Source organism: Acidimangrovimonas sediminis, assembly GCF_002871005.1.
GTDB classification, from domain to species: domain Bacteria; phylum Pseudomonadota; class Alphaproteobacteria; order Rhodobacterales; family Rhodobacteraceae; genus Acidimangrovimonas; species Acidimangrovimonas sediminis.
This window is the reverse complement of the sequence record NZ_PHSN01000030.1, coordinates 1-22,981: the sequence shown is the minus strand read 5'-3', so window position 1 is coordinate 22,981 and position 22,981 is coordinate 1. Positions and strand designations below refer to the sequence as shown.

The window sequence follows — 22,981 nt, the reverse complement described above, 5'->3', positions numbered from 1 at the left end:
GCCGAGGCGCCGCGCCCGGCCGCCAGCCCCCGCCCGGCCGAGCCCGAGCCGCGCCCCGTGGCGACCGCGCCGGTGGTGCGCAAGCCGGTGGTGCCCGCGGGTCAGCCGCTGCCGCCGCAACCCTCGGCCAACGAGATCAGCCCCGAGGCGCTGGCCAAGGTCGGCGAGGTCGAGAAGAAGGCGCGCAAACTGACGCTGATGGAACTGACCGAGCGGACCTGCAAATGGCCGATCGGCGACCCGGCGACCGAAGATTTCTGGTTCTGCGGCCTGCCCTCGCAGCCCGGCAAGCCCTATTGCGAGGCGCATGTGGGCGTGGCGTTCCAGCCGATGTCGGCAAGGCGCGACCGTCGCCGCTGACATCCCGCGGGGGCACCCCGAGGACCGGAAGAGAAAAGGGCCCCGAGGCGGGGCCCTTTCGCTTGTCGGGAAGGCGGGGTTTTCACCCAGGGGTCGGGCGAGGTGCGTTGAAAACGCACCCGGGGTCCTGCCCTATTCCGCCGCCAGCTTGTCCTGCGTCTTGGTCTCGAAATCCGAGGCGTCGTGACGCTCGTGCAGCTGCTCCGACGGCTCGCCCGTCTTGCGGTTCACCATCCGGCCGCGTTTCACCGCCGGGCGGGCAAAGATCGCGTCGGCCCAGCGGTTGACGTTCTTATACTCCTCAACCGCAAGGAATTCCGCCGCACCGTAAAGCCAGCCCTTCACCAGCCCGCCGTACCAGGGGAACACCGCCATGTCGGCGATCGTGTAATCCTCGCCGCCGAGGTATTCGCTTTCGGCCAGCCGCCGGTCGAGCACGTCGAGCTGGCGCTTGGCCTCCATCGAGAACCGGTCGATCGCGTATTTGATCTTCACCGGCGCATAGGCATAGAAGTGCCCGAAGCCGCCGCCAAGGTAGGGCGCGCTGCCCATCTGCCAGAACAGCCAAGAGAAGACCTCGGCCCGCTTCGCCGGGTCGGTCGGCAGGAAGGCCCCGAACTTCTCGGCCAGATGGGTCAGGATCGCGCCGGATTCGAAGATACGGATCGGCTCCGGCCCCGACCGGTCCATCAGCGCGGGGATCTTGGAATTGGGGTTCACGTCGACGAAGCCCGAGCCGAACTGATCGCCCTCACCGATGTTGATCAGCCAGGCATCGTATTCGGCGCCTGCATGACCCGCGGCCAGCAGCTCCTCGAACATGATGGTGACCTTCTGGCCGTTCGGCGTCGCCAGCGAGTAAAGCTGGAACGGGTGCTTGCCGACCGGCAGCTCCTTGTCGTGGGTCGGGCCGGCGACGGGGCGGTTGATGTTGGCGAAACGCCCGCCGTTGCCCTTTTCCCAGGTCCAGACCTTGGGCGGGGTGTACTCGGTCTCGTCGGTCATCGCGGTAATCTCCCTGTGTGCGTTGCCCGGAGAGCTATTGCCCGCCGAGGCCGGTTCAAGTCGGATCTCGATTCAGGTGGGTCTCAGACCGCGGGCACGAGGCCACGGCCGCGCAAGAGCGCCTCGACCCCCGGCAGACGCCCGCGGAACCCCATGTAGAGCGCCTCGGCCTCATCCGAGCCGCCGGCGGAGAGGATGAACTTCTCCAGCTTCTCGGCAGTCTCGGGGTGGAAGGCGTCGCCCGCCTCCTCGAACGCCTCGAAAGCGTCGGCGTCCATCACCTCGGACCACATGTAGCTGTAGTAGCCCGAGGAATAGCCGTCGCCCGAGAAGACATGGGCGAAATGCGGGGTGGCGTGGCGCATGCGGATCGCCTTGGGCATGCCCAGAGCGTCCAGCACCTCGGCCTGTTTCGCCATCGGGTCGGCGGGCGCCGGGCCGTTGTGAAACTCCAGATCCACCAACGCCGAGGCGACGTATTCCACGGTCTGGAAGCCCTGATCGTAGGTCGCTGCGTCCAGCAGGCGTTGCAGCAGGTCGGCGGGCATGGTCTCGCCCGTCTTCCAGTGTTTCGCATGCGCCTTCAGCACCTCGGGCACCTCCAGCCAGTGTTCGTAAAGCTGGCTGGGAAGCTCGACGAAATCGCGCGCGACCGAGGTTCCGGAGATGAAGCCGTAGGTCACGTCGGACAGCATCTGGTGCAGCGCATGGCCGAACTCGTGGAACAGCGTGCGCGCGTCGTCATAGGACAGGAGCGCGGGCTGTCCCTTGGCGGGCTTGGCGAAGTTGCAGACGTTGACGACGATGGGCCGGACCTCTCCGCCGAACTTGCGCTGCGACCGGAAGGCCGAGCACCAGGCGCCCGAACGCTTCGAGGAGCGCGCGAAGTAATCGCCCAGGAAAACCGCCATGTGGCGGCCCTTGCGCGTCACGTCCCACGCCCGGACGTCGGGGTGGTAGAGCGGCGCGTCGATCTCCTTGAATTCCAGCCCGAACAGGCGGTTGGCCACGTCGAAAGCCGCGCCGATCATCGCGTCGAGCGACAGGTACGGCTTCAGCGCGGTCTCATCCAGATCGTGTTCATCCTTGCGGCGCTTCTCGGAATAATAGCGCCAGTCCCAGGCCTCGAGCTCGCCGTTGATGCCATCCTGGTGCATCAGCGCGGTCAGCACCTCGGCATCGGCATTGGCCTTGGCCCGCGCCGGGCGCCAGACCTGCATCAAGAGGTCGGGCACCGCCTGCGGGGTCTTGGCCATCTCGGGTTCAAGCTTGTAGGCGGCGAAGTTCGGGTAGCCCAGAAGATGCGCCCGCTCCTCGCGCAGCTTGAGGATCTCGGCGGCGATCTCGCGGTTGTCGTGCTCGCCCCCGTTCTCGCCGCGTGCGACCCAGGCCTTGTAGGCGGTCTCGCGCAGGTCGCGGCGGGGGGAGAATTGCAGGAACGGCACGATCAGCGAGCGGTTCAGCGTGACCACCCAGCCGTCGAGGCCCCGTTCCTCGGCCGAGGCTCGGGCGGTGGCGACAACGAAGTCGGGCAGCCCCTCGAGGTCGTCCTCGGCCAGTTCCATGAACCACGACCGCTCGTCGGCCAGCAGGTTCTGGGTGAACTGGGTGCCCAGCACCGCAAGGCGCGACTTGACCTGGGTAAGCCGCCCGGCCTCCTCGCCCTCGAGCTGCGCGCCGGCGCGGACGAACATGCGCCGGTAGAGGGTGAGAACGCGCATTTCCTCGGGACTGAGGCCGAGGGTATCGCGCGCCTCCCACAGCGTCTCGATCCGCTCGAACAGCGGGCGGTTCATCACCAGTTCGGACGAAAACGCCGAGAGCTTCGGCGCAAGGTCGCGCTGCAGCGCCTCGCGGGCGTCGTTGCTGTCGGCACCCGAGAGGTTGAAGAAGACCCCGGCGACGCGGTCGAGGGTTTCCTCGGCCATCTCCAGTGCCTCGATGGTGTTGGCGAAGGTGGGCGCGGCCGGATCGTCGGCGATCGCAGCGATCTTGGCGCGCGCCTCGGTCAGGGCCGCGTCGAAGGCGGGGGCGAAATCGGCATCCGCGATCTCGGCGAAGGGCGCGAGGCCGAACGGGCCGGTCCAGTCGGAAAGCAGGGGATTGGTCATGGGGGCCTCCTTTGCGCTGAAGCTAGGCCCGCCGCGGGGGGAGGTCCAGAGGGCCCGTGGGATGCGCCTCGACGCACCGCACCGCGGCCATGCTGCGCCCTACCCCTCCGCCACGTCCGGGGTGCCGGGATGCAGGTGACCGCAGGCGGGACATGCCGCGCGCCGGGTCAGACGGAACTTGCGGCTCTCGCCCCAGAGCCCGTCCCAGACCAGCATCTCGCCGCGCAGCGTGGCCCCTGCGCCGGTGATGTGCTTCACCGCCTCGAGCGCCATCATCGTCCCGAGGATGCCCGGCAGCGGCGCCACCACCCCCGCCTCGGCGCAGGTCGGCACCTGGCCGGGCGCCGGGCGCTCGGGGAAGACGCATTCGTAGCAGGGCGTGCCGCGCGCCGGGTCATAGAGGCTGATCTGCCCCTCCCACTGGGTGATCGCGGCCGAGATCAGCGGCACGCCCGCCTCTGCCGCGACCCGGTTCACGAGGTAGCGCGTGTCGAAATTGTCCGACCCGTCAAGCACGAGATCGTGACCGGCGATCAGGTCGCGCGCGTTCCCGGCGGTCAGACGGATGCGGTGTTCGTCGACCGCGACATAGGGGTTCAGCGCGTGGATCCGCGCGGCGGCCGAGGCGACCTTCGGCTGCCCCACCGAGGCGGTGTCATGGATCACCTGGCGCTGCAGGTTCGAGGCGTCGACCACGTCGTCGTCTACGATGCCCAGCGTGCCGACCCCGGCCGCGGCGAGGTAGAGCAGCGCCGGCGCGCCGAGACCGCCGGCGCCGATCACCAGCACCCGCGCCTGCTTCAGCTTGCGCTGCCCCGGCCCGCCGATCTCGCGCAGCATGATGTGACGGGCGTAGCGGCCAAGCTCATCGGGCGTGAAGAGCGGCTGCTTCGCCTCGGGCGCGGGCGTTTGCTGGGTGGGCACTTGATGAGCGGGCGCCTCCTCGGGCCCGCTGCCCTCGTCGTCCGTCCGGCCGCCCGGATCGCGTGGAAGGTCCTGCATGGTCGTCGCCTTTCCTTTGCGGTCGCCGCCGCACGCCCAAGCCCGCGCCCGCAGCCTTGCCAGGCCCGCGCGGTAGGCCAGAACCAGCGCGGCGATGGCCACGATCACCAGCCAGCCGCGGATGTCGCCCCCGGTCGCTGCGCGGAGCGGGTTCCCGGCGGGCAGCACCAGCTGCAGCGCCATCGCCGCCCCGATCACCAGCACCCCCAGCGCGTTGCGCCACCGCACCGGGGCGCCGATCAGCCAGCCGAGGCACCACAGTGCCGCGGCGATGATCAGCACCAGGCGCATCGCCTCACCGGCGCCCGGTCGAGCCGAAGCCGCCCTCGCCCCGCGCGGTCTCGCCCAGTGCCTCGACCTCCTGCCAGCGCGCCTGCACGACCGGCGCAATCACCATCTGCGCGATGCGGTCGCCGTGGTGGATGGTGAAGGGCTCGTGCCCGAGGTTGATCAGGATGACGCCCAGCGGTCCGCGATAATCGCTGTCGATCGTGCCCGGCGTGTTCGGCAGCGTGACGCCGTTCTTCAGCGCCAGGCCCGAGCGCGGGCGGATCTGCATCTCGTAGCCCTGGGGTATCTCGACCCGCAGGCCGGTGGGCACGATCATCCGGTGCATCCGTTCCAGCGTGATGCCCGCGCCGCGATCCTCGGGGCGCAGGTTGGCGCGGATGTCGGCACCGGCGGCACCGCCGGTCTCGTAGGAGGGAAGGCCGAGGTCGCGGTCGGCCCAGTCCTCCCAGAGGACGCGGAGGATCGGGTCGGTCATTCGGGGCTCTCCGTGGCAGGGGTGGCAGAGGTCGTGGGCAGCGCCAGCTGGTCGGCAATGCGCGCGGCGAGGCGGCGGGCGACCTCGTCCTTGGTCAGGCGCGGCCAGTCCTCGGCGCCGTCGGGGCCGATCAGGGTGATGGCGTTCTCCGCCCCGCCCATGATGCCGGTGCCCGCGCTCACATCGTTGGCGACGATCCAGTCGCAGCCCTTGCGCGCGCGCTTGGCGGTGGCGTTGGCGGCGACGTCGTTCGTCTCGGCGGCGAAACCCACGACAAGGGCCGGGCGCCCGGTCTTCAGCTGCGACACGGTGGCGAGGATGTCGGGGTTCTCGGCGAATTCCAGTGCCGGGGCACCGCCGGATCCGTCCTTCTTCATCTTGCGGTCGGCAGCATTGGCGACCCGCCAGTCCGCGACGGCGGCGGCGAAGATCGCGGCCTCGGCCGGAAGCGCTGCCTCGACCGCGGACAGCATCTCGCGCGCGGTCTCGACCTTCACCACACGCACGCCCTGCGGCGGCGGCACGGTCGCGGGCCCGGTGACGAAGGTGACATCGGCCCCCAGCCCCGCCAGCGCCCGCGCCAGCGCCGTTCCCTGCGCGCCCGAGGAGCGGTTGGCGATGTAGCGCACCGGGTCGATCGGCTCATGCGTCGGGCCGGACGTGACGACGACGTGGCGGCCCTTGAGCGGCCCGTCCGACAGGGCGGCCCCGATCGCGGCAAGGATCTCGGCGGGTTCGGCCATCCGCCCGGGGCCGAATTCGCCGCAGGCCATCTCTCCCGGGTTGGGGCCGACGGTGAGGATGCCGTCACCCTTCAGCGTGGCAAGGTTGCGCTGCGTCGCCGGGTGGTCCCACATCCGTACGTTCATCGCCGGCGCGATCAGCACCCGCTTGTCAGTGGCGAGAAGCAGCGTGGAGGCCAGGTCATCCGCCTGCCCCGTAGCCATCTTCGCCATGAGGTCGGCGGTGGCCGGGGCCACGACCAGAAGGTCGGCTGCGCGCGACAGCTCGATATGGCCCATCTCCGCCTCGTCCGTCAGATCGAACAGCTCGGAATAGAGCTTTTCGCCGGCCAGGGCGGAAAGGGTGAGCGGGGTGACGAATTCGGCCCCCGCGCGGGTCAGCACCGGGACGACCGAGGCCCCCGCCTTCTTCAGAAGACGCGTGAGTTCCAGTGCCTTGTAGGCCGCGATACCGCCGCCGACGATCAGAAGAACGCGCTTGCCCGCAATCATGAAGCGGCCCTCCCCGGCGCCGTGACGTGTTCCCCTTGGTTCTAGGCTGCGAGGCGGCGGGCGGCAACCGGGGGTGTTGGGGGGCGAAAGGACGGACCCAGTGGTTTCCCGCCTCGTACCGTCGGCAAGCGGGGCAGGCAACGGGCCATGGGGTGGCGCGTGCGACATTCGAAGGGCGGCGCCGATGCCTGCCACACCCCTCCATCGCCCGTGCATCGGATGAGCCTTGCGCAAGGGTGACCAAGCCGCAGGCACGCCTTTGGCATGACGCGCCGGTGCTGGCCCTGCGGCTTCGCCGCGCGCCGGGCCGCGCCAATGCCAAGAGGGCTGGAAGTGCGATTGCACCGGGCCACGCGGCGCCCGGGCGGGAGGGAACCTGAACGGGGCTTGCGAGCGGCCTCCCCCCGCGCCATCAGCCCCGTACCATCACCCCCGGGGCGCGGCGGCGCGGCGCAGGCGGTCGTTGATCGCCCGGCCCAGACCGTGATCGGGGACCGGGGCGAAGGCGATCGTGCGCCCCCCGGCCAGCCGGTCCGCCTCATGCAGCATGTGAAACAGCGCCGCAGCAGCCTCGACCATGTCGCCCGTGGGCGACAGCGACAGCGCCGCCCCCTCGCAGCCCGGGCCGAAACCCACCCACAGCTCATCCGCGGCGGGCGACGTCACGTCCAGGTGTACCGGCGCGCCGGGGGCGTAATGCGACGACATCTGCCCCGGCGCGGTCAGAACGGCGCCTTCCGGCCCGATCTCCAGCGGCGCGCCGAGGCAGGCCTCCAGCGCCTCGAGCGGCAGCCCCCCGGGACGCAGGAGCCGCGCTGCCCCGACAAGCCCCACGATCGTCGATTCCACCCCGACCTCGCAATCGCCACCGTCGACCACCGCCTCGATCCGGCCGGTCAGCCCCGCCAGCACATGGGCAGGCCGCGTCGGGCTGATCCGCCCCGAAGGGTTCGCCGAAGGCGCCGCCACCGGCCCGCCGAAGGCGCGCAGAAGGTCCCGCGCCAGCGGATGCGCCGGCACGCGCAGCGCCACGCTGTCCAGCCCCGCCGTCGTCAGCGGCGACAGCCCCGATCCGGGGCGCAGGGGCAGTACCAGCGTCAGCGGCCCGGGCCAGAAGGCCTCGGCCAGACGCTCGGCCCGGTCGTCGAAGACGGCATAGCGGCGGGCGGCCTCGACATCGGGCAGATGCGCGATCAGCGGGTTGAACCGCGGCCGCCCCTTGGCCTCGAAGATACGCGCCACCGCCCGGTCGTCGCGGGCGTCGCCGCCAAGGCCGTAGACCGTCTCGGTCGGGAAGGCGACAAGCCCCCCCTGCCCCAGCAGATCCGCCGCGCGGGCAAGCCCGGCGGCATCGGGCGGCAGGATCTCGGTCTCGACCGGCTGGGACATGGCGCCCTCGTGACTGGTCACGCGAAGAATTCGTGACGTGGCGTTGCGGTTGAAGGAGGCTTCCCTTGCGATAGGGTCGCGCCCAGAATGCCGACACGACATACGCGCGCGGGGCCCTTACCTCAAGGCCGGCTGAGGGCCGGCTCAGGGCACCCCGGCCGCGCGTCCGCGTCACAGGAGGAGAGACCATGCCGTTCCGCGCCCCCGTCGCCGACTACCGCTTCATCCTCGACCACGTCGCGGATTTCGGCCGCGTCGCCGCAACCGACCTCTTCGCCGAGGCCACGCCCGAAACGGTCGAAGCGATCCTCGGCGAGGCCGGCAAGCTGTGCGAGAACGCCCTTGCCCCGCTTCAGCGCGCGGGCGACCTGAAGCCCGCCAAGCTCGAGAACGGCGTCGTCCGCACCACGCCGGGCTTTGCCGAGGCCTACGGCCAGATCGCCGAGGGCGGATGGGTCGCGATCTCGGCCAGCCCCGAGAATGGTGGCATGGGCCTGCCGCTGTCTGTGACCACCTGCGTCAACGACATGATGTCGGCGGCCTGCCTGTCGCTTCAGCTCAACCCGCTGATGACCCAGGGCCAGATCGAGGCGCTGGAACACCACGCCTCGGACGCGCTGAAGGCCGTGTACCTGCCCAAGCTCGTCTCGGGCGAATGGTGCGGCACGATGAACCTGACCGAGCCGCAGGCCGGGTCGGACGTGGGGGCGCTGTCGACCAAGGCCGCGCCGAACGGCGACGGGACCTATGCGATCACCGGGCAGAAGATCTACATCTCCTGGGGCGACAACGATTTTTCCGCCAACGTCTGCCACCTCGTGCTGGCCCGCCTGCCCGATGGCGCGCCGGGAACGAAGGGGATCAGCCTGTTCATGGTGCCCAAGTTCATCCCCGACGAAAGCGGCGAACCGGGCCAGCGCAATTCGCTGTCGGTCGTCAGCCTGGAACACAAGATGGGCCTGCATGGCAGCCCGACCGCGGTGATGTCCTACGACGGCGCCACCGGCTGGCTGGTGGGCGAGGAACACGGCGGCATGAAGGCCATGTTCACCATGATGAACAACGCCCGCCTCGGCGTCGGCGTTCAGGGCATCGGCGTGGCGGAAGGCGCCTATCAGCACGCGCTGGCCTATGCGCAGGAGCGCAAGCAAGGCAAGACGCCGGACGGATCGCCCACGATCTTCGGCCATGCCGACGTGCGCCGGATGCTGGCCACGATGCGCGCCCAGACCTTCGCCGCGCGGTCGATCGCGCTGAGCTGCGCCGTCGCACTCGACATGGCGCGGGCGACGGGGGATGCGGATTGGGCGGCGCGCGCAGCCCTGCTGACCCCGATCGCCAAGGCCTATGGCACCGACACCGGGATCGAGGTGGCCAATGCGGGCATGCAGGTGCATGGCGGCATGGGCTTCATCGAGGAGACCGGCGCCGCGCAATACCTGCGCGACGTGCGGGTGACGGCGATCTACGAGGGCACCAACGGGATCCAGGCGATGGACCTTGTCGGGCGCAAGATGATGGACAAGGGCGAGGCCGCCTGGCGCCTGCTGGAAGAGATCCAGTCCGGCGCCGAGGCCGCGCGGGGTACCCTGCCGGAACTGGCCGGCGCCGTCTGGGACGCGGCGGAAGAGCTGCGCGAGGCGACCGAGCGGCTGGTGGGTCAGGAGATGCAGGACCGCTTCGCCGGTGCCGTGCCCTACCTGCGGGCCTTTGCGCTGGTGCTGGGCGCGCAGGCGCATCTGGCTGCGGCGCTGGCCGAGGCTGGGGGCCCTGAAGTGGCTGGCGGTGGCGGGATCGGCGGCGATGGGGGCGGCCCGCGCACCCGGCTGGCGCGGGTCTTCATCCGCCGCCTTCTGCCGGAACATGGCGCGCTGCTGGCCCATGCCGGCGCCGGGGCGGGCGATCTCTACGCGCTGGACCTTGAGGATCTGGGCGCGTGACCCGGGCCGAGACCGGATTGCAGACGGGTGGCCTGCGCACCCCCTGGCCCGAGCCGCCCGCAGAGGGGGAGGCCATTCGGGTCGCCGAGGGCGTGCTGTGGATGCGCCTGCCGCTGCCGATGCGCCTCGACCACGTCAACGTCTATGCGCTGGACGAGGGCGACGGCGGCTGGACGGTGATCGACACCGGCTTTGCCAGCAAACGCTCACGCGCCGTGTGGGAGGCGCTGATGGCGGGGCCGCTGGGCGGCCGCCCGGTGCGCCGGGTGATCGTGACCCATCATCACCCCGATCACGTGGGCCTTGCCGGCTGGCTGCAATCCGAGCACGGGGCAGAGCTTGCCATGCCGCGCACCGGCTGGCTGCTGGCACGGATGCTGCTGCTCGACGAGGAAGAGACGCCGAGCGCCGAGGCGGCCGCCTTCTGGCGCGCGGCGGGGATGCGCGCGGATCTGCTTGAGAAACGGCTGACCGAAAGGCCGTTCAACTTTGCCGACGTGGTGGCGCCGCTGCCGCTAGGTTTCACCCGGATCGCGGATGGCGACGTGATGCGGATCGGCGGGCGGCACTGGGACGTGCGCTTCGGCGACGGCCACGCGCCCGATCACGCCACGTTCTGGAGCCGCGACGACGATCTGGTGATCGGCGGCGACCAGCTGCTTCCGTCAATCTCGCCCAACCTCGGGGTGCATCCGACCGAACCGGCCGCCGATCCGGTGGGCGAGTGGCTGGCCGCCTGCGCCCGCCTTGCGCCCTTCGCCGAGGAACGCCACCTCGTTCTGCCCGGCCACAAGCTGCCCTTCACCGGGCTGCCGCTGCGCGTGCGCCAGCTGGCCGAGAACCACACCGGCGCGCTGGCCCGACTGGCCGATCATCTGGCGACTCCGCGCACCGCGGGCGAATGTTTCCCCCCGCTTTTCAAGCGCGAGATCGGCGATGGCGAATACGGGCTGGCGCTTGCGGAAACCGTGGCGCATCTGAACCACATGCTCGGCGCCGGAACGGCCACGCGGGAGATGGGGCCGGAGGGGGCCTGGATCTGGCGGCGGGCCTGAGGCGCCTCTTCGGGCGCTTCGCATCTCATTGGACGAGGAGCAGCCGCCGGCGACCACCGGCCCGCCCGCCGGCGCGCGTGACAGCCCCCCCGAAATCCGTTAGCCTTCCCGCAGGGAGACGCAACGGAGCATCCGGACATGAGCGAGTATCAGCGCGGCACCATGGACATCCGCAGCCACGAGAAGACGTTTCACGGCTTCGTCCGCCTCGCCGCCTGGGTCGCGGGCTTCGCGATCTGCACCCTGATCTTCATCGCACTCGTCAACGGCTGACCCCGCCTCCCTTCCGGCAGACATATTTCAAGGAGCGTCGATGCGCCGCCTGTTCCTGAGCTTCGCGCTCCTCCTCTCTCTGGGCGCCTGCGCCGCCGATTCCGTCTGGGCCCCGGACGCCGAGGTCTCCAAGTTCGCCTATGTCGCCCCGCCGGTGCAGACGGCAAGCCCCTCGCGCACCCGCACGCTCACCCTCTTCACCGTGGTCAACAACCGCAACGGCTCGGGCGGTCATTCCTCTCTCCTCGTCAACGCGCCGACCCAGCAGGTGATCTACGACCCGGCCGGCACCTGGACGAACCCCTGGGCGCCCGAGCGTGACGATGTGCATTTCGGCATGACGCCGGGGGTGCTGGCGAATTACATCGACTATCACACCCGGGTCACCTGGCACACGGTGGAGCTGACGATCCCGGTCTCGCCCGAGGTGGCCGAGCGCGCGCTGAAGCTGGTCGAGGCGAACGGCGCCTCGCCCAAGGCGATGTGCGCCGACAACGTGTCGAAGATCCTGCGCCAGCTTCCCGGATTCCAGTCGCTGCCGCAGACCTTCTTCCCGGTCACGCTGATGGATGCCTTCGCCAGACTGCCCGGCGTGAAGACGCGTGTCTATTACGACAGCGATCCCGACGTGAACACCGGCAAGATCGAGGAGAACGGGCTGGCGAAACCGACGGCGGGCTGAGGTGTCGGGCCCCGTCTTTGGCCCCGTCCTCGCCCCCAAAGGGCCTCGCCCCCAGGGCATCGCTACCGGCGCCAGGCTCCGGCGCCGGCCCGGTGCCTCAGCCCACCAGCCAGAGCATGGTGTATAGGACAACGGCGCCCCCGAGGATCGCGAACAGCACCTGCCGGGTGAGCAGCCCCACAAGCACGGTCGCCGCCGCCGCGGTCAGCCGGGCGGGATCCGGCTCTCCGCCCGTCGCCTGCGGCCACAGCACCAAGGGCGCGACCAGCGCGGGCAGCACCGCCACCGGCGCGTAGCGCAGATGCCTCAGCAGCCATTCCGGCAGTTGCCGGCTGCCGATCATGCCGAGGAACGAGAACCGGATCAGGAAGCTGCCGATCCCGAGACCCGCGATGATCCCCCAGACATAGCCGTCGGACATGGTCATGCCGCCGCCCTCCGCCGGGCGCTCATCTGCTCGACCCGCGCGCCCGCGGCCATGGCCAGCACCGCCGCCACCAGCAGCCCGAGGTTGTAGGGCAGGAAGGCGAAGACCAGCGCCGCGGCAACCGAGACGGCGACCGCGGCGACATGGGCCGCCGTGCGCATCATCGGCGCGATCATGGCGAGGAAGGTGATCGGCATCGCGAAATCGAGGGCAAGTTCCGGCGGCACCCGCGAGCCCAGCGTCGCACCGAGGTAGGTCGCGCCGTACCACGGCAGGCAGGCGAAGGTGGCGACCCCCGCGAAGAAGGCGATCTTCTGAGACAAGGTGGCCGAGGGGTGCCGTTCGAATTCCAGCGCCGAGGCGGCATAGGTCTGGTCGACCAGGAAATAGGCCATCACCGCGCGCTTCCAGATCGGCGCGGCGCCAAGATGCGGTGCCATCGCGGCGGAGTACATCGCCATGCGCAGGTTCACCGCCAGAGCCGTCGCCAGCACGATCGCTGTCGTTGCGTCGGTCTTCATCAGCTGAAGCGCCGCGAACTGCGCGGCCCCGGCGATCACGAGCACGGAAAAGCCCATGACCTGCGTCAGCGGCAGCCCGGCCTCAGTCGCGACCATGCCGAACAGCATGCCGAAGGGCGCCACGACGAAAATGAAGGGCGCGCCGTCGCGGAGGCCGCGCAGGTAGTGCGATCGGGGGCTGTCGGGCATCACGGTCTCTTGAGTGTTCCGCAGCCCGGCTTAGTGACTCCCCCCCGGGGATGCAAGCTGGTGCCGGGCGCCCCGGACCGGAGCGGGCGGCCGCCCCGCACGTTCCGGGCCTGCACGTTCTGGGCCTGCGCGTTTGGTCCCGCGTGCCAGGGGTTGCCCTCACGCGCAGGGCATTCGACACTCGGCCCAGAGTTCGGCGCCCCTTGGGCATTCCGGAACAGGGCGAGGACCAGATGCCGGACGGCTCCGAGATCGACATCCGCCGCGGCCTTGCGCCCGGGCAGATCGCCGCCGCCGCGGCGCTTTACTGGCAGGCGTTCGGGGGCAAGCTGGGCCGGTTGATGGGGCCCGAAGCCCGGGCGGTCGATTACCTGTCGCGGGTGATGCGCGCCGATCAGGCATTCTGCGCGCTGGCCCCCGACGGCACGCTGGTCGGGCTTGCGGGGTTCCGCACGCCCGCCGGTGCCTTCACCCACGGCAGCCGGCATGACATGACCGCCGTCTACGGCCGTCTCGGCGCGGCCTGGCGCGGCGCGGCCTGGCGCATGGTCGCCGAGGAGGCAGAGCCCTGGCTGTTCCAGATCGAAGGGCTCTGCGTCGAGGCCCGCGTCCGTGGTCGGGGCGTCGGCCGCGCCCTGGTCGAGGCACTTTGCGACGAGGCGCTTGCCCGGGGGCATGCCGAGGTGCGCCTAGAGGTTTCGGATGGCAACATGCCGGCGCTGGCGCTTTACCGGCGCGCGGGTTTTACCGAGGCGGGGCGCGACCGGCTGGGCCCGCTGGCGCCGCTTTTCGGCTATCGCGGCGCGACGCGGATGGTGCGCCGGCTGGGCTGATCCCGTCTGCCGGGGGCATGTCCGCAACCCCCAACCACGGGTTGCCCGGTTTCCGCAGGGAAACCAAACGCTTGCCATCACGCGGAAGTAAATAACATTTGAACCGCCGTGCACGATTTGCGATGCAGGGACATGTGCCGCTTTCGGGAGAGGGCGCGGCATCCACGATCACAGGACAGCGGAGGAACGCTTGATGCGTCTGTTCACACGGAATTCCGGCCTCGGTCTCGTCGCCGCGCTCGCCCTTGCGGCCGCGCCGGTCGCGGCCCCGGCGGCCACCTTCATCAACATCCTGACCGGGGGCACTTCGGGCGTCTACTACCCGCTGGGGGTGGGCCTGTCGAAAATCTATTCCGAGCATATCGACGGCGTGAAGGTGCAGGTGCAGTCGACCAAGGCCTCGGTCGAGAACCTGAACCTGCTGCAACAGGGCCGCGGCGAGCTGGCCTTTGCCCTGGGCGATTCCGTGAAACTGGCGTGGGAAGGCGATGCCGAGGCGGGCTTCAAGAAGAAGCTCGACAAGCTGCGTGGCATCGCCGCGATCTACCCGAACTACATCCAGATCGTCGCGTCGAAGGACAGCGGCATCAAGACGCTGGCCGACCTCAAGGGCAAGCGCGTCTCGGTCGGCGCGCCGAAATCGGGGACCGAGCTCAACGCCCGCAAGATCTTCGAAGCCGCGGGAATGAGCTACAAGGACCTCGGCAAGGTGGAATACCTGCCGTTCGGGGAATCGGTCGAGCTGATCAAGAACCGCCAGCTTGACGCCACGCTGCAATCGGCGGGCCTGGGCGTCGCCTCGATCAAGGACCTGGCAAGTTCGGTGCCGATCACCGTGGTGTCGGTGCCCGCCGAGGTGGCCGAGAAGCTGGGGGCCCCCTACATCGCCGAGGACATCCCCGCCGGCACCTATGACGGCCAGTCGGCGGCGGTGCCGACCGTTGCGGTCGTGAACTTCCTCGTCACGCGCGAAGGCGTGTCGGACGACATCGCCTACCAGATGACCAAGGACCTGTTCGACAACCTCTCGACGCTGGAGGCCGCGCACAAGGCCGCCGCGCGGATCAAGCTCGCGAATGCTATCAAGGGGATGCCGATCCCGCTGCATCCGGGCGCCGAGAAGTTCTACAAGGAACAGGGCATCATGAAGTAAGCTCCCCGTGAAGGGGACGAAGCAAGGGGCGGCCTCGTGCCGCCCCTTCGCCATCCGGGGAGGGATGAATGCAGGCAAGTGAAACGGGCCACGAGATGGCCGAGGGCGACAGCGATCTGGGCATTCACGACCCGCTCGCCGACAGCTTCCCGCGCACGCCCGAGGGGCGGGTGCTGTTCTGGATCGCAGTGGCATTCTCGGTGTTCCAGATCGCCACGGCGGCGCATCTGACCAACCTGCCGAGCCAGGTGATCCGTGCGGTGCACGTGGGTTTTCTGGGCCTGCTGGGCTTTCCCTTCCTTGCCATGGCGCATCATCGCGGCCCGGGGGTGAAGGCGCTGGCCTGGGGCTTTGCCGCGCTCAGCGTCGCCGTCGCGGCCTACCAATGGGTCGAATACGCGCCCCTGATCATCCGCGCGGGCGACCCCCTGCCGATGGACACGGCGATGGGCGTTCTGGCGCTGATCGTGGTCTTTGCCGCGGCCTATTCGCTGATGGGCCCGGCCCTGCCGATCATCGCGGGCGCGTTCCTGATGTACTGCTTCTTCGGGCAATACATGCCGGGCGCCTTCCAGACCCGCGGCTACCCGTTCGAGCAAGTCGTCGACCACATGTCCTTCGGGACCGAAGGGATCTACGGCATCCCGGTCTATGTCTCGTCGTCCTATATCTTCCTTTTCATCCTGTTCGGCGCGTTCCTGGAAAAGGCCGGGATGATCAAGCTGTTCACCGACGTCTCCCTGGGGCTCGTCGGGCACCGCCACGGCGGCGCGGCCAAGGTGGCGGTGGTGTCATCGGGGCTGATGGGCACGATCTCGGGCTCGGGCGTGGCGAACGTCGTGACCACGGGCCAGTTCACCATCCCGCTGATGAAGAGCTTCGGCTACCGCGCGGCCTTCGCCGGGGGCGTCGAATCCACTGCCTCCATGGGCGGACAGATCATGCCGCCGGTGATGGGCGCGGTGGCCTTCATCATGGCCGAGACGCTGGGCGTCGAATACCACGAGGTCGTCAAGGCCGCCCTCATCCCCGCGCTGCTCTATTTCGCCTCGGCATTCTGGATGGTGCACCTGGAGGCCGGAAAGTGGGGCCTGAAGGGAATGGCCAAGGCCGACCTGCCCTCGCCCCGCAAGGCGCTGAAGGAAGGATGGTACCTGATCTTGCCGCTCGCGGTGCTCGTGTACCTGCTGTTCACCGGCTACACCCCGCTTTACGCCGGCACCATCGGGCTGGCGCTGACCGCGATGCTGATCCTCGGGGGGTCGATCGCGCTGGGGCTTCCGTCAAAGGTGCTGCGCTACATCTTCTGGATCGGGCTGGGCGTGGTCGCCGCCGGCTTCTTCGAATACGGAATCGACGTGATCGTACTGACGATGGCGGCGCTGATCGTGGTGAACCTCTTCGTGAAGGGTGGCAAGACCACCCTCGTCATCTGCCGCGACAGCCTGGCAGAGGGCGCCAAGACCGCGCTGCCGGTGGGGATTGCCTGCGCCCTTGTCGGCGTGATCATCGGCACCATGACGCTGACCGGGATCGCGACCACCTTCGGCGACTACATCGTCAGCGTGGGCAAGTCGAACCTGTTCCTGTCGTTGGTGCTGACCATGATCACCTGCATCATCCTCGGCATGGGGATCCCGACGATCCCGAACTACATCATCACCTCGTCGATCGCGGGCCCTGCCCTGCTGGCGCTGGGGGTGCCGCTGATCGTCAGCCACATGTTCGTCTTCTACTTCGGCATCCTTGCGGACCTCACGCCCCCCGTGGCGCTGGCCTGCTTTGCCGCCGCGCCAATCGCCAAGGAGAGCGGCCTGAAGATCAGCTTCGAGGCGATCAAGGTGGCGGCCGCAGGCTTTGTCGTGCCCTACATGGCGGTCTACACCCCGGCCCTGATGCTGCAGGACGGCGGGCCGCTGGCGGCAGAGATCGGCTATCCGCTGGCAGTGGCCTATGTCGTCGTCAAGGCGGTGATCGCCATCGCGCTGTGGGGCGCCGCGGTGATCGGCTGGCTGGGGGTGAAGCTGACCCCGCTCGACCGGATCCTCGCCGTCGCCGCGGCGTTCACGCTGGTCGCGGCCCTGCCGTTGACCGACGAGATCGGCTTTGCCCTCGTCGTGGCCTTCGCGGTGCTGACCTGGCGCAAGAACCGCGCGGCAGGCGGAACCGGCGGGGGCGCCCCGGCATGAGCGGCACCTGCCTGATGGTCGGGGCCAAGGTGGTCACGCTCGCCTCGGCCCTGTTCACCCTGACCTGGACCCATTCGGTGGAAAAGACTGGCTGGTCCGAGACCTACCGGGTCGAGGGTCAGGGCCTGAAGCTGACGCAGGCCCGCGTCATGGGCTCGGGCGCCGGGATGGATCCGGGGCCGGGCGCGGTGCTGCACGGCGACTGGTGGGTCTGGCAGCCGACGCTGGGGCCGGTGCCCGAGGTGATCTTGGCGGCCTCGGGCGCGACGGTAAGCGGCTGGACCTTGTGTCACGGGCCGTGGCCGGGCAAGGATTGCCGCGTACTGGGGGCGAAGGAAGGGGCGCCGATCACGCTGCGCCCCTGCGGGTGAGGATGATGGCCGAGACGTTCGATTTCGTGGTGGTGGGCGCAGGGATCGTGGGCATCGCCACGGCACGCCGCCTGCAGACGACGCAGCCCGGGGCCCGCGTCGCGGTGATCGAGAAGGAAGAGGCCGTCGCGCTTCACCAGTCGGGGCGCAACTCGGGCGTCATCCATGCCGGTGTCTACTACGCCCCGGGCAGCGCCAAGGCCCGATTCTGCCGCCTCGGCGTCGCCGCGACCCGCACCTATTGCGACGAGAACGGCCTGAACTACGAGACCTGCGGGAAGCTGATCGTCGCCACCGACGAGGCAGAGGAAGGCCGGTTGCAGGCGCTGCACGAGCGCGCGGTGCAGAACGGCATCCGGATCGAGCCGGTGACCGGGGCCGAGGCCCGGCGGATGGAGCCCAACATCAGCGCGGTCGCGGCCCTCTACTCCCCCACCACGGGGATCACCGACTTCGCCGCGATCGCCCGCCACATGGCCCACCGCTTCACGGCCGAGGGCGGCAGCCTGCGCACCGGCGAGGCCGTCACCGGCGGGCGGGAGACGGCGCAGGGCGTGACCCTGACCACCAGCAGGGGCGAGATCCAGGCCGGCAAGGCGGTGTTCTGCGCGGGTCTCGGGTCCGACCGCATGGCGCAGGCCTTCGGCGCCGAGATCGACTTTCGCGTGATCCCCTTCCGCGGCGAATACTACCGTATCGTCAACCAGCCAGAAGATCTGGTGCGCCACCTGATCTACCCGGTGCCGAACCCCGCGCGGCCGTTCCTCGGCGTGCACCTGACGCGCAAGATGGACGGCGGTTTCACCGTCGGGCCGAACGCCGTGCTGGCGGGCGCGCGCGAAGGGTACGGCAAGCTGGATATGAACACGCGCGACCTGCGCGAAAGCCTGTCCTACCCCGGGTTCTGGCGGCTGGTCGGGCGCAACTTCGCCCCGGCGATGGGGGAGCTTGCCGCCTCGGCCTCCAAGCGGCTCTACCTGACGCGGGTGCAAAGGTACTGCGCGCGGATCACGCTGAACGATCTGGCGCCCTACAAGCCGGGGATCCGGGCGCAGGCGGTGTCGCGCGACGGGCGGCTGATCGACGACTTCCTGTTCGTCGACACGGAGCACACGCTGCACGTCTGCAATGCCCCCTCGCCGGCCGCCACCTCGTCGATCCCGATCGCCGCGCATATCGTCGCCCGGCTGACCGGCGGAACTGCGGGGACCGAGGCGCCCTGACCCACGGGCAGGGTCAGACCGGGCAGGATCGGGCCGGGCACAGGGTCAGACTGGGCACAGGGTCAGACTGGGCGGGATCAGGCCGGGCGGCGGACCGGCCGCATCCTGCGCCATGCGGCCATGGTCGCGATGCCGACAAGGCTTCCCACCGTCGTACCGGCGATGATGTCGCTCAGGTAGTGCCACTGCCCCAGCATCAGCGCGACCGCCAGAAGCGACATCAGCGTCGCGCAAAGCCAGCGCCAGCGGGGATAATAGGCCCAGGCCACCGACAGCATCGCCGAGGCCTGCACCGAATGGCCGGAGGGGAAGGACCCGAACCTCAATCCTCTGTGGAACCAGTGAAACCCATGGTGCCCCGTTGTCAGGTAATCGCTGGGCACCGGCCGCCCGAAGATCGGTTTGAGCAGTTCGTGGGCAAGCAGCTGCCCCGCGAGCACCGCGAAACCTGCCAGCATCGTCGCCTCGATCCAGCGCGGAAGCGTCTTGCCGGCGACAAGGTAGCCGACCCCCAGCAGCAGCCCCGCGAGGGCGAGGACGCTCATCACCGGTAGCGTGACTGGAGAGCTGGTGAACACCGCGTGGCCGACGTGGAACCGCGCGAAGAACCGCGCCAGCGGATGGTCGATCCAGAGAATGGATACCACGATGCCGACAAGCGCCACGGGGATCACGAAAAGGGCGCGGCGCGCAATCATCAAGGGTCGGATGCTCCCGGAGCGAGGGACTGGCGATCCTTACCAGCTAATCACTGGCGGGGCGGCCGACAATCTCCTGACGCCCGATCTCGCGCCCCGCTCCAAAGCTTGTGTTTGCTGCGCGCGCGAAACGGGCAGTTGGCGCGGCAGGCGGCCTACCCCAAGGGGGCCCTCCGCCCGTAGGGACGGTCAGACCATTGGCAAGGCAGATCGCGCACAGCCGCCTGCCCGAACTCTCATCACCGACATAACAATCCCGACAGATCAGGGGATTGCCTGCGCGGGCCCCTTGAATCGCGCGGAGATTCAGGGTCTCCAGAAATTACGAGCAGTCCACTAATAAAAACACGGACAGGGACATTCTGGGGCATGATCAGGCAGACTTTTGCCGGCCTTTCGGGCCGTTTTTCCGCGCTTACCCTTCTTCTCATGGCATCCACAATCGCCCTTGCGCCGGCGACGGCGGCAGAAGCCGCCGGGAAGACCACGCACAGCAAGTTTTCGGGGCGCACGCGCAAGGCGCTTCGGCTGGCGCGGGAAACCCACGCCGATGACCGCTACCTGTGGTGCGTGCCCTTCGCCCGCGCGGCCAGCGGCGTCGACATCCACGGCGACGCCCGCACGTGGTGGCGCAAGGCGCGCCACCGCTACCACCGCGATCACACACCCCATGTCGGCGCGGTGATGACGTTCCGTCCCACCCGCAGGATCCCCTTGGGCCATGTCGCCGTCGTGGCGCGGGTGATCTCGTCGCGCGAGATCCTCGTGAACCAGGCGAACTGGCACCGCAACAGGGTCTCGCTCGACATGGCGGTAAAGGATGTCTCGCCGCACAACGACTGGAGCGAGGTGCGCGTCGCCAGCTATCACCACCGTTACGGCAGCGTCTATCCGGTGATCGGCTTCATCACGCCGCACGGAGCCCTGCCCCGGGCGCATCCGATCGGGCTTGCGACCACCTTCTCGCCCGCCCCGGCACGATCCCTGCGCCCCGAATTGCGGCCCGCCCTGCGCGCCACGATCCCGGCGCGCACCGCCGAGGCGCAGGCGCATTTCCTGGCCCCCAGCATCGCGAGCCGGCCGCGCCTGCGCCCCGCCGTTCTGTTGGTCGAGGCTCAGGCCGCCCCCGCCGATGCGCATGCCCACAGCCTGGCCCCGCGCGCCGCGATCCAGCCGCGGCTTCGCCCAGTGCCGCCCGTCGCGCCCGAGTTGATGGCCGCCGCGACGGAACGCCCCGAGCTGCGCCCGGCGGAGGTGCACGGCTAAGCCTGCACCCCGGCGCCGGATCGTCAGAAGCGTTGCGTGAAGCGCAGCCCGACCCCGTTAACGCCGGGATTGTAGCTGTAGATATCCGCGCTGGAGCGATGATGGATTTCCAGCATCACCGCGTTGGTCGGCGTGAGGCGGTAACCGATACCCAGCAAGCTTCGGAATTCCAGCGGGCCGCCCAGGTCCGTCGCGTCGCTGCCGACGTGATAGACGCCGGGCATCCCGCTGACCTCGACGTACCAGCCCTTCATCTCGTAGCGGACGACCAGCCCCGCCCCGGCCCAAAGGTCCCCTGCCCCGTCCCACGAGACGGCGCCGCCAAGGCCGAACCGCCAGCGGCCGCTGCGGCGTAACGGGGACGCCTGCAATTCGAACGAAAGCGCGGGCTTCGTCGGTGCGCCGACGGCCGAGAAATTCTCGACCCCGGGCGTCAGGCTCCACTCCGCGGCATGGGCCGGACCCGTCAGCGCGGTGCAGAGAAGGACAAAGGCGAGGTGGCGCATATTCCCCATGGAACCCTGTGGCGATACCTCAGCGTTCGGAAATCGCGGCGCAAAGTCAATTTTTCGCGGGCCGTGGCGCCGATTTTGTCCCCGGTGTCGGCCCTGCAGCCACAGCGTCGGCGCGAGGGGGGCGCGCCGCCCCGCCTAGCCGCACCATGGCCTCCGATGCCCGCCATAGGGACGCGCCAACCCCTCGCGCACCATCTCGGCGTTCACGTCCCGGCCGTGTGCATAAAGCGTCGCCAGCGTGCGGCCGTAATAGCCCTTGCCATGCCGCTTGATCGTGACCTTGCCGGTCAGAAGCACTGCAAGCCGGGCCTGCGCCTTCAGGGCGCCGACCCGCTCTTGATGGCATCTTGCCTGCAGTTCGGGCGCGTCGATGTCGGCAAGGCGGATCTTCTCGCGCCGAAGCCAGACGGTGTCGCCGTCGACGACGCAGTTCACGCGGTAGCCCGACCCGCAGATCGGCAGCGCGACCGCGGGCGACGCGAACGCAAGCAGGATCAGGGCCGCACGGAGCATGGCGCCTGCCATCCGTTTCCCGGCCATCCGTTTCCAGGCCATCCATTTCCCGGCCATCGGTTTCCCGGTCGGCACTTTCCGGAGCATCAGGGCGCTCCGACGGCTTCCAGCGCCTCGGCGGCCCGCTTGTAACTGGGGGCGCCGCAATCGTCGAACATGCGACGATAGAAGGCGATCCAGGTCAGACGCCGTTCCTCGGGGAATTCGTCCGACCACGCGCCACTGCTCAGCTTGACCCGGCCATTCGGGAGCCGCTCTGCCTTCATCTCTTCACCCTCGTTCCACCGAGGAGCAGAGCTACAGGCGCGCGGCGCCCCATGTCCAGCACCCGCCCCTTCGGTGCCCCGTGGACAAGTCGCCGCAGATCCATGATGTTGCGCCACTATCAGCACCAGACCAGACAGCGACACCGGGACATCACAATGAGCATTCGCGCAGGCATCGTCGGGATCAGCGGCTTCGGCGGCGGCGAGGCGCTGCGCCTGATCGCGGGGCACCCGTCGCTGGAACTGGTCTATGCCGCTGGCGAGGGTAGTGCCGGCAGCCGCCTGGCGGACCGCTTTCCCGGCGTGCCGCCAGGCTTGGGCGACATGGTGATCGAGAAATGGGATCCCGCCGCGCTGCCGAAGCTCGACGTGCTGTTCGCCTCGCTGCCCACCGGCACCTCGGCCGAGGCGCTGGCGCGCGTCCCCGAGGAGGTGAAGATCGTCGATATCGGCGGCGATCACCGCTATGCCGATGGCTGGGCCTACGGGCTTGCCGACATCTGGCCGGAGCGGATCGCCGGCAGCACCCGCGTCGCCAATCCCGGCTGTTTCCCCGCCGCCACGCTGACCGCGCTGGCGCCGCTTCTGGCGGATGGCCTGATCGAACCGGGCAACATCGTGATCGACGCCAAGACCGGCATCTCGGGGGCCGGCCGGGGCGGTGGCGGCGGCTTCGGCTATGCCGAAAGCAACGAGAACCTGGTGCCCTACGGCCTCCTCCGGCATGTCCACATGCCCGAGATCGCCACGACGATAGAGCAGCTGGGGGGCGCCAGCGCAGAGGGGCTTGTCTTCACGCCGCACCTCGTGCCGATGACCCGCGGCATCCTCGTCACGATCTACTGCCGGGGCGGCGCCACGACCGGGCAATGCCTCGATGCCGCGCGCGGGTTCTATGCCGACCGGCCCTTCGTCCGCGTGTCGGACAGGCCGCCGCAGACCAAGTGGGCGACCGGCTCCAACCTCGCCTTCGTCAGCTACGCCGCCGATCCGGCGCGC

General features: G+C 69.4%; 24 protein-coding genes. 12 read left to right on the top strand and 12 right to left on the bottom strand.

Annotated features, from left to right (window positions below; all coding sequences use genetic code 11):
* Nucleotides 1–360, top strand: a 360-nt coding sequence (locus CVV76_RS21505; RefSeq protein ID WP_233193090.1) for a GcrA family cell cycle regulator, incomplete at its 5' end; no start/stop codon positions are given.
* A 132-nt stretch (nucleotides 361–492) separates the two neighbouring features.
* On the opposite strand, the gene yghU is transcribed toward CVV76_RS21505, so the two are convergent.
* The 6 genes from yghU to CVV76_RS21475 all read right to left on the bottom strand — a co-directional run bounded on the left by yghU (nucleotide 493) and on the right by CVV76_RS21475 (nucleotide 7,868).
* On the bottom strand, nucleotides 493–1,365 hold the full coding sequence (gene yghU / locus CVV76_RS21500) for a glutathione-dependent disulfide-bond oxidoreductase (protein ID WP_102226741.1): 873 nt from the start codon (nucleotides 1,363–1,365) through the stop codon (nucleotides 493–495).
* 83 nt (nucleotides 1,366–1,448) lie between these two features.
* A complete protein-coding gene (locus CVV76_RS21495) occupies nucleotides 1,449–3,476 on the bottom strand; it encodes a M3 family metallopeptidase (protein ID WP_102226740.1) in 2,028 nt (675 codons plus the stop codon).
* A gap of 99 nt (nucleotides 3,477–3,575) precedes the next feature.
* Complete coding sequence (locus CVV76_RS21490; RefSeq protein ID WP_102226739.1) at nucleotides 3,576–4,769, bottom strand: HesA/MoeB/ThiF family protein; 1,194 nt, start codon at nucleotides 4,767–4,769, stop codon at nucleotides 3,576–3,578.
* A gap of 4 nt (nucleotides 4,770–4,773) precedes the next feature.
* A complete protein-coding gene (dut, locus tag CVV76_RS21485; protein ID WP_102226738.1) occupies nucleotides 4,774–5,244 on the bottom strand; it encodes a dUTP diphosphatase in 471 nt (156 codons plus the stop codon).
* Nucleotides 5,241–6,479, bottom strand: a complete 1,239-nt coding sequence (coaBC, locus tag CVV76_RS21480; RefSeq protein ID WP_102226737.1) for a bifunctional phosphopantothenoylcysteine decarboxylase/phosphopantothenate--cysteine ligase CoaBC — start codon at nucleotides 6,477–6,479, stop codon at nucleotides 5,241–5,243. The genes dut and coaBC overlap by 4 nt, the downstream gene beginning before the upstream one ends.
* Before the next feature lie 426 nt (nucleotides 6,480–6,905).
* Nucleotides 6,906–7,868, bottom strand: a complete 963-nt coding sequence (locus tag CVV76_RS21475; RefSeq protein ID WP_102226736.1) for an L-threonylcarbamoyladenylate synthase — start codon at nucleotides 7,866–7,868, stop codon at nucleotides 6,906–6,908.
* Between the two features lie 188 nt (nucleotides 7,869–8,056).
* Between CVV76_RS21475 and CVV76_RS21470 the strand changes: the two genes are divergently transcribed.
* The 4 genes from CVV76_RS21470 (at nucleotide 8,057) to CVV76_RS21455 (ending at nucleotide 11,818) form a co-directional block, all read left to right on the top strand.
* Nucleotides 8,057–9,808 (top strand): acyl-CoA dehydrogenase, encoded by a 1,752-nt coding sequence (locus tag CVV76_RS21470; RefSeq protein ID WP_102226735.1) that lies wholly within the window; start codon nucleotides 8,057–8,059, stop codon nucleotides 9,806–9,808.
* A complete protein-coding gene (locus tag CVV76_RS21465) occupies nucleotides 9,805–10,863 on the top strand; it encodes an MBL fold metallo-hydrolase (RefSeq protein ID WP_233193088.1) in 1,059 nt (352 codons plus the stop codon). The genes CVV76_RS21470 and CVV76_RS21465 overlap by 4 nt, the downstream gene beginning before the upstream one ends.
* A 138-nt stretch (nucleotides 10,864–11,001) precedes the next feature.
* On the top strand, nucleotides 11,002–11,136 hold the full coding sequence (locus tag CVV76_RS21460; RefSeq protein WP_102226734.1) for an aa3-type cytochrome c oxidase subunit IV: 135 nt from the start codon (nucleotides 11,002–11,004) through the stop codon (nucleotides 11,134–11,136).
* A 40-nt stretch (nucleotides 11,137–11,176) separates the two neighbouring features.
* Nucleotides 11,177–11,818 (top strand): hypothetical protein, encoded by a 642-nt coding sequence (locus CVV76_RS21455; protein ID WP_102226733.1) that lies wholly within the window; start codon nucleotides 11,177–11,179, stop codon nucleotides 11,816–11,818.
* Between the two features lie 97 nt (nucleotides 11,819–11,915).
* Here CVV76_RS21455 and CVV76_RS21450 read toward each other — a convergent pair whose 3' ends face one another.
* A complete protein-coding gene (locus CVV76_RS21450) occupies nucleotides 11,916–12,245 on the bottom strand; it encodes an AzlD domain-containing protein (protein ID WP_102226732.1) in 330 nt (109 codons plus the stop codon).
* A complete protein-coding gene (locus CVV76_RS21445) occupies nucleotides 12,242–12,955 on the bottom strand; it encodes an AzlC family ABC transporter permease (protein WP_102226731.1) in 714 nt (237 codons plus the stop codon). Before CVV76_RS21445 ends, CVV76_RS21450 begins: the two co-directional genes overlap by 4 nt.
* 233 nt (nucleotides 12,956–13,188) lie before the next feature.
* Between CVV76_RS21445 and CVV76_RS21440 the strand changes: the two genes are divergently transcribed.
* From CVV76_RS21440 to lhgO, 5 genes are all read left to right on the top strand, one after another.
* Nucleotides 13,189–13,788: a GNAT family N-acetyltransferase gene (locus CVV76_RS21440; protein ID WP_102226730.1), complete on the top strand. Its 600-nt coding sequence runs from the start codon at nucleotides 13,189–13,191 to the stop codon at nucleotides 13,786–13,788.
* 199 nt (nucleotides 13,789–13,987) lie between these two features.
* Complete coding sequence (locus CVV76_RS21435; RefSeq protein ID WP_408607898.1) at nucleotides 13,988–14,941, top strand: TAXI family TRAP transporter solute-binding subunit; 954 nt, start codon at nucleotides 13,988–13,990, stop codon at nucleotides 14,939–14,941.
* A gap of 68 nt (nucleotides 14,942–15,009) precedes the next feature.
* Nucleotides 15,010–17,130, top strand: a complete 2,121-nt coding sequence (locus tag CVV76_RS21430) for a TRAP transporter permease (RefSeq protein WP_102226728.1) — start codon at nucleotides 15,010–15,012, stop codon at nucleotides 17,128–17,130.
* Nucleotides 17,127–17,501 carry a DUF1850 domain-containing protein gene (locus CVV76_RS21425; protein ID WP_102226727.1) on the top strand — a complete coding sequence of 125 codons (375 nt, stop codon included), beginning with the start codon at nucleotides 17,127–17,129 and terminating at the stop codon, nucleotides 17,499–17,501. Before CVV76_RS21430 ends, CVV76_RS21425 begins: the two co-directional genes overlap by 4 nt.
* Nucleotides 17,502–17,506: 5 nt before the next feature.
* Complete coding sequence (lhgO, locus tag CVV76_RS21420; protein WP_102226744.1) at nucleotides 17,507–18,724, top strand: L-2-hydroxyglutarate oxidase; 1,218 nt, start codon at nucleotides 17,507–17,509, stop codon at nucleotides 18,722–18,724.
* 77 nt (nucleotides 18,725–18,801) lie between these two features.
* On the opposite strand, the gene CVV76_RS21415 is transcribed toward lhgO, so the two are convergent.
* Complete coding sequence (locus CVV76_RS21415; RefSeq protein WP_146010343.1) at nucleotides 18,802–19,422, bottom strand: phosphatase PAP2 family protein; 621 nt, start codon at nucleotides 19,420–19,422, stop codon at nucleotides 18,802–18,804.
* 369 nt (nucleotides 19,423–19,791) lie between these two features.
* Here CVV76_RS21415 and CVV76_RS21410 point away from each other — a divergent pair, with 369 nt between their 5' ends.
* Nucleotides 19,792–20,688, top strand: a complete 897-nt coding sequence (locus CVV76_RS21410) for a CHAP domain-containing protein (RefSeq protein ID WP_233193086.1) — start codon at nucleotides 19,792–19,794, stop codon at nucleotides 20,686–20,688.
* 23 nt (nucleotides 20,689–20,711) lie between these two features.
* Here the strand turns inward: CVV76_RS21410 and CVV76_RS21405 are convergent, their stop codons facing one another.
* From CVV76_RS21405 to CVV76_RS21395, 3 genes are all read right to left on the bottom strand, one after another.
* Nucleotides 20,712–21,203, bottom strand: a complete 492-nt coding sequence (locus tag CVV76_RS21405) for an acyloxyacyl hydrolase (RefSeq protein ID WP_102226725.1) — start codon at nucleotides 21,201–21,203, stop codon at nucleotides 20,712–20,714.
* A gap of 135 nt (nucleotides 21,204–21,338) precedes the next feature.
* Nucleotides 21,339–21,803 carry a thermonuclease family protein gene (locus tag CVV76_RS21400; protein WP_199178670.1) on the bottom strand — a complete coding sequence of 155 codons (465 nt, stop codon included), beginning with the start codon at nucleotides 21,801–21,803 and terminating at the stop codon, nucleotides 21,339–21,341.
* Entirely contained in the window at nucleotides 21,803–21,982 is a 180-nt protein-coding gene (locus CVV76_RS21395) for a hypothetical protein (protein WP_102226724.1), read from the bottom strand. Before CVV76_RS21395 ends, CVV76_RS21400 begins: the two co-directional genes overlap by 1 nt.
* 156 nt (nucleotides 21,983–22,138) lie before the next feature.
* Between CVV76_RS21395 and CVV76_RS21390 the strand changes: the two genes are divergently transcribed.
* A partial coding sequence (locus CVV76_RS21390; RefSeq protein ID WP_102226723.1) for an Asd/ArgC dimerization domain-containing protein occupies nucleotides 22,139–22,981 on the top strand: 843 nt, incomplete at its 3' end.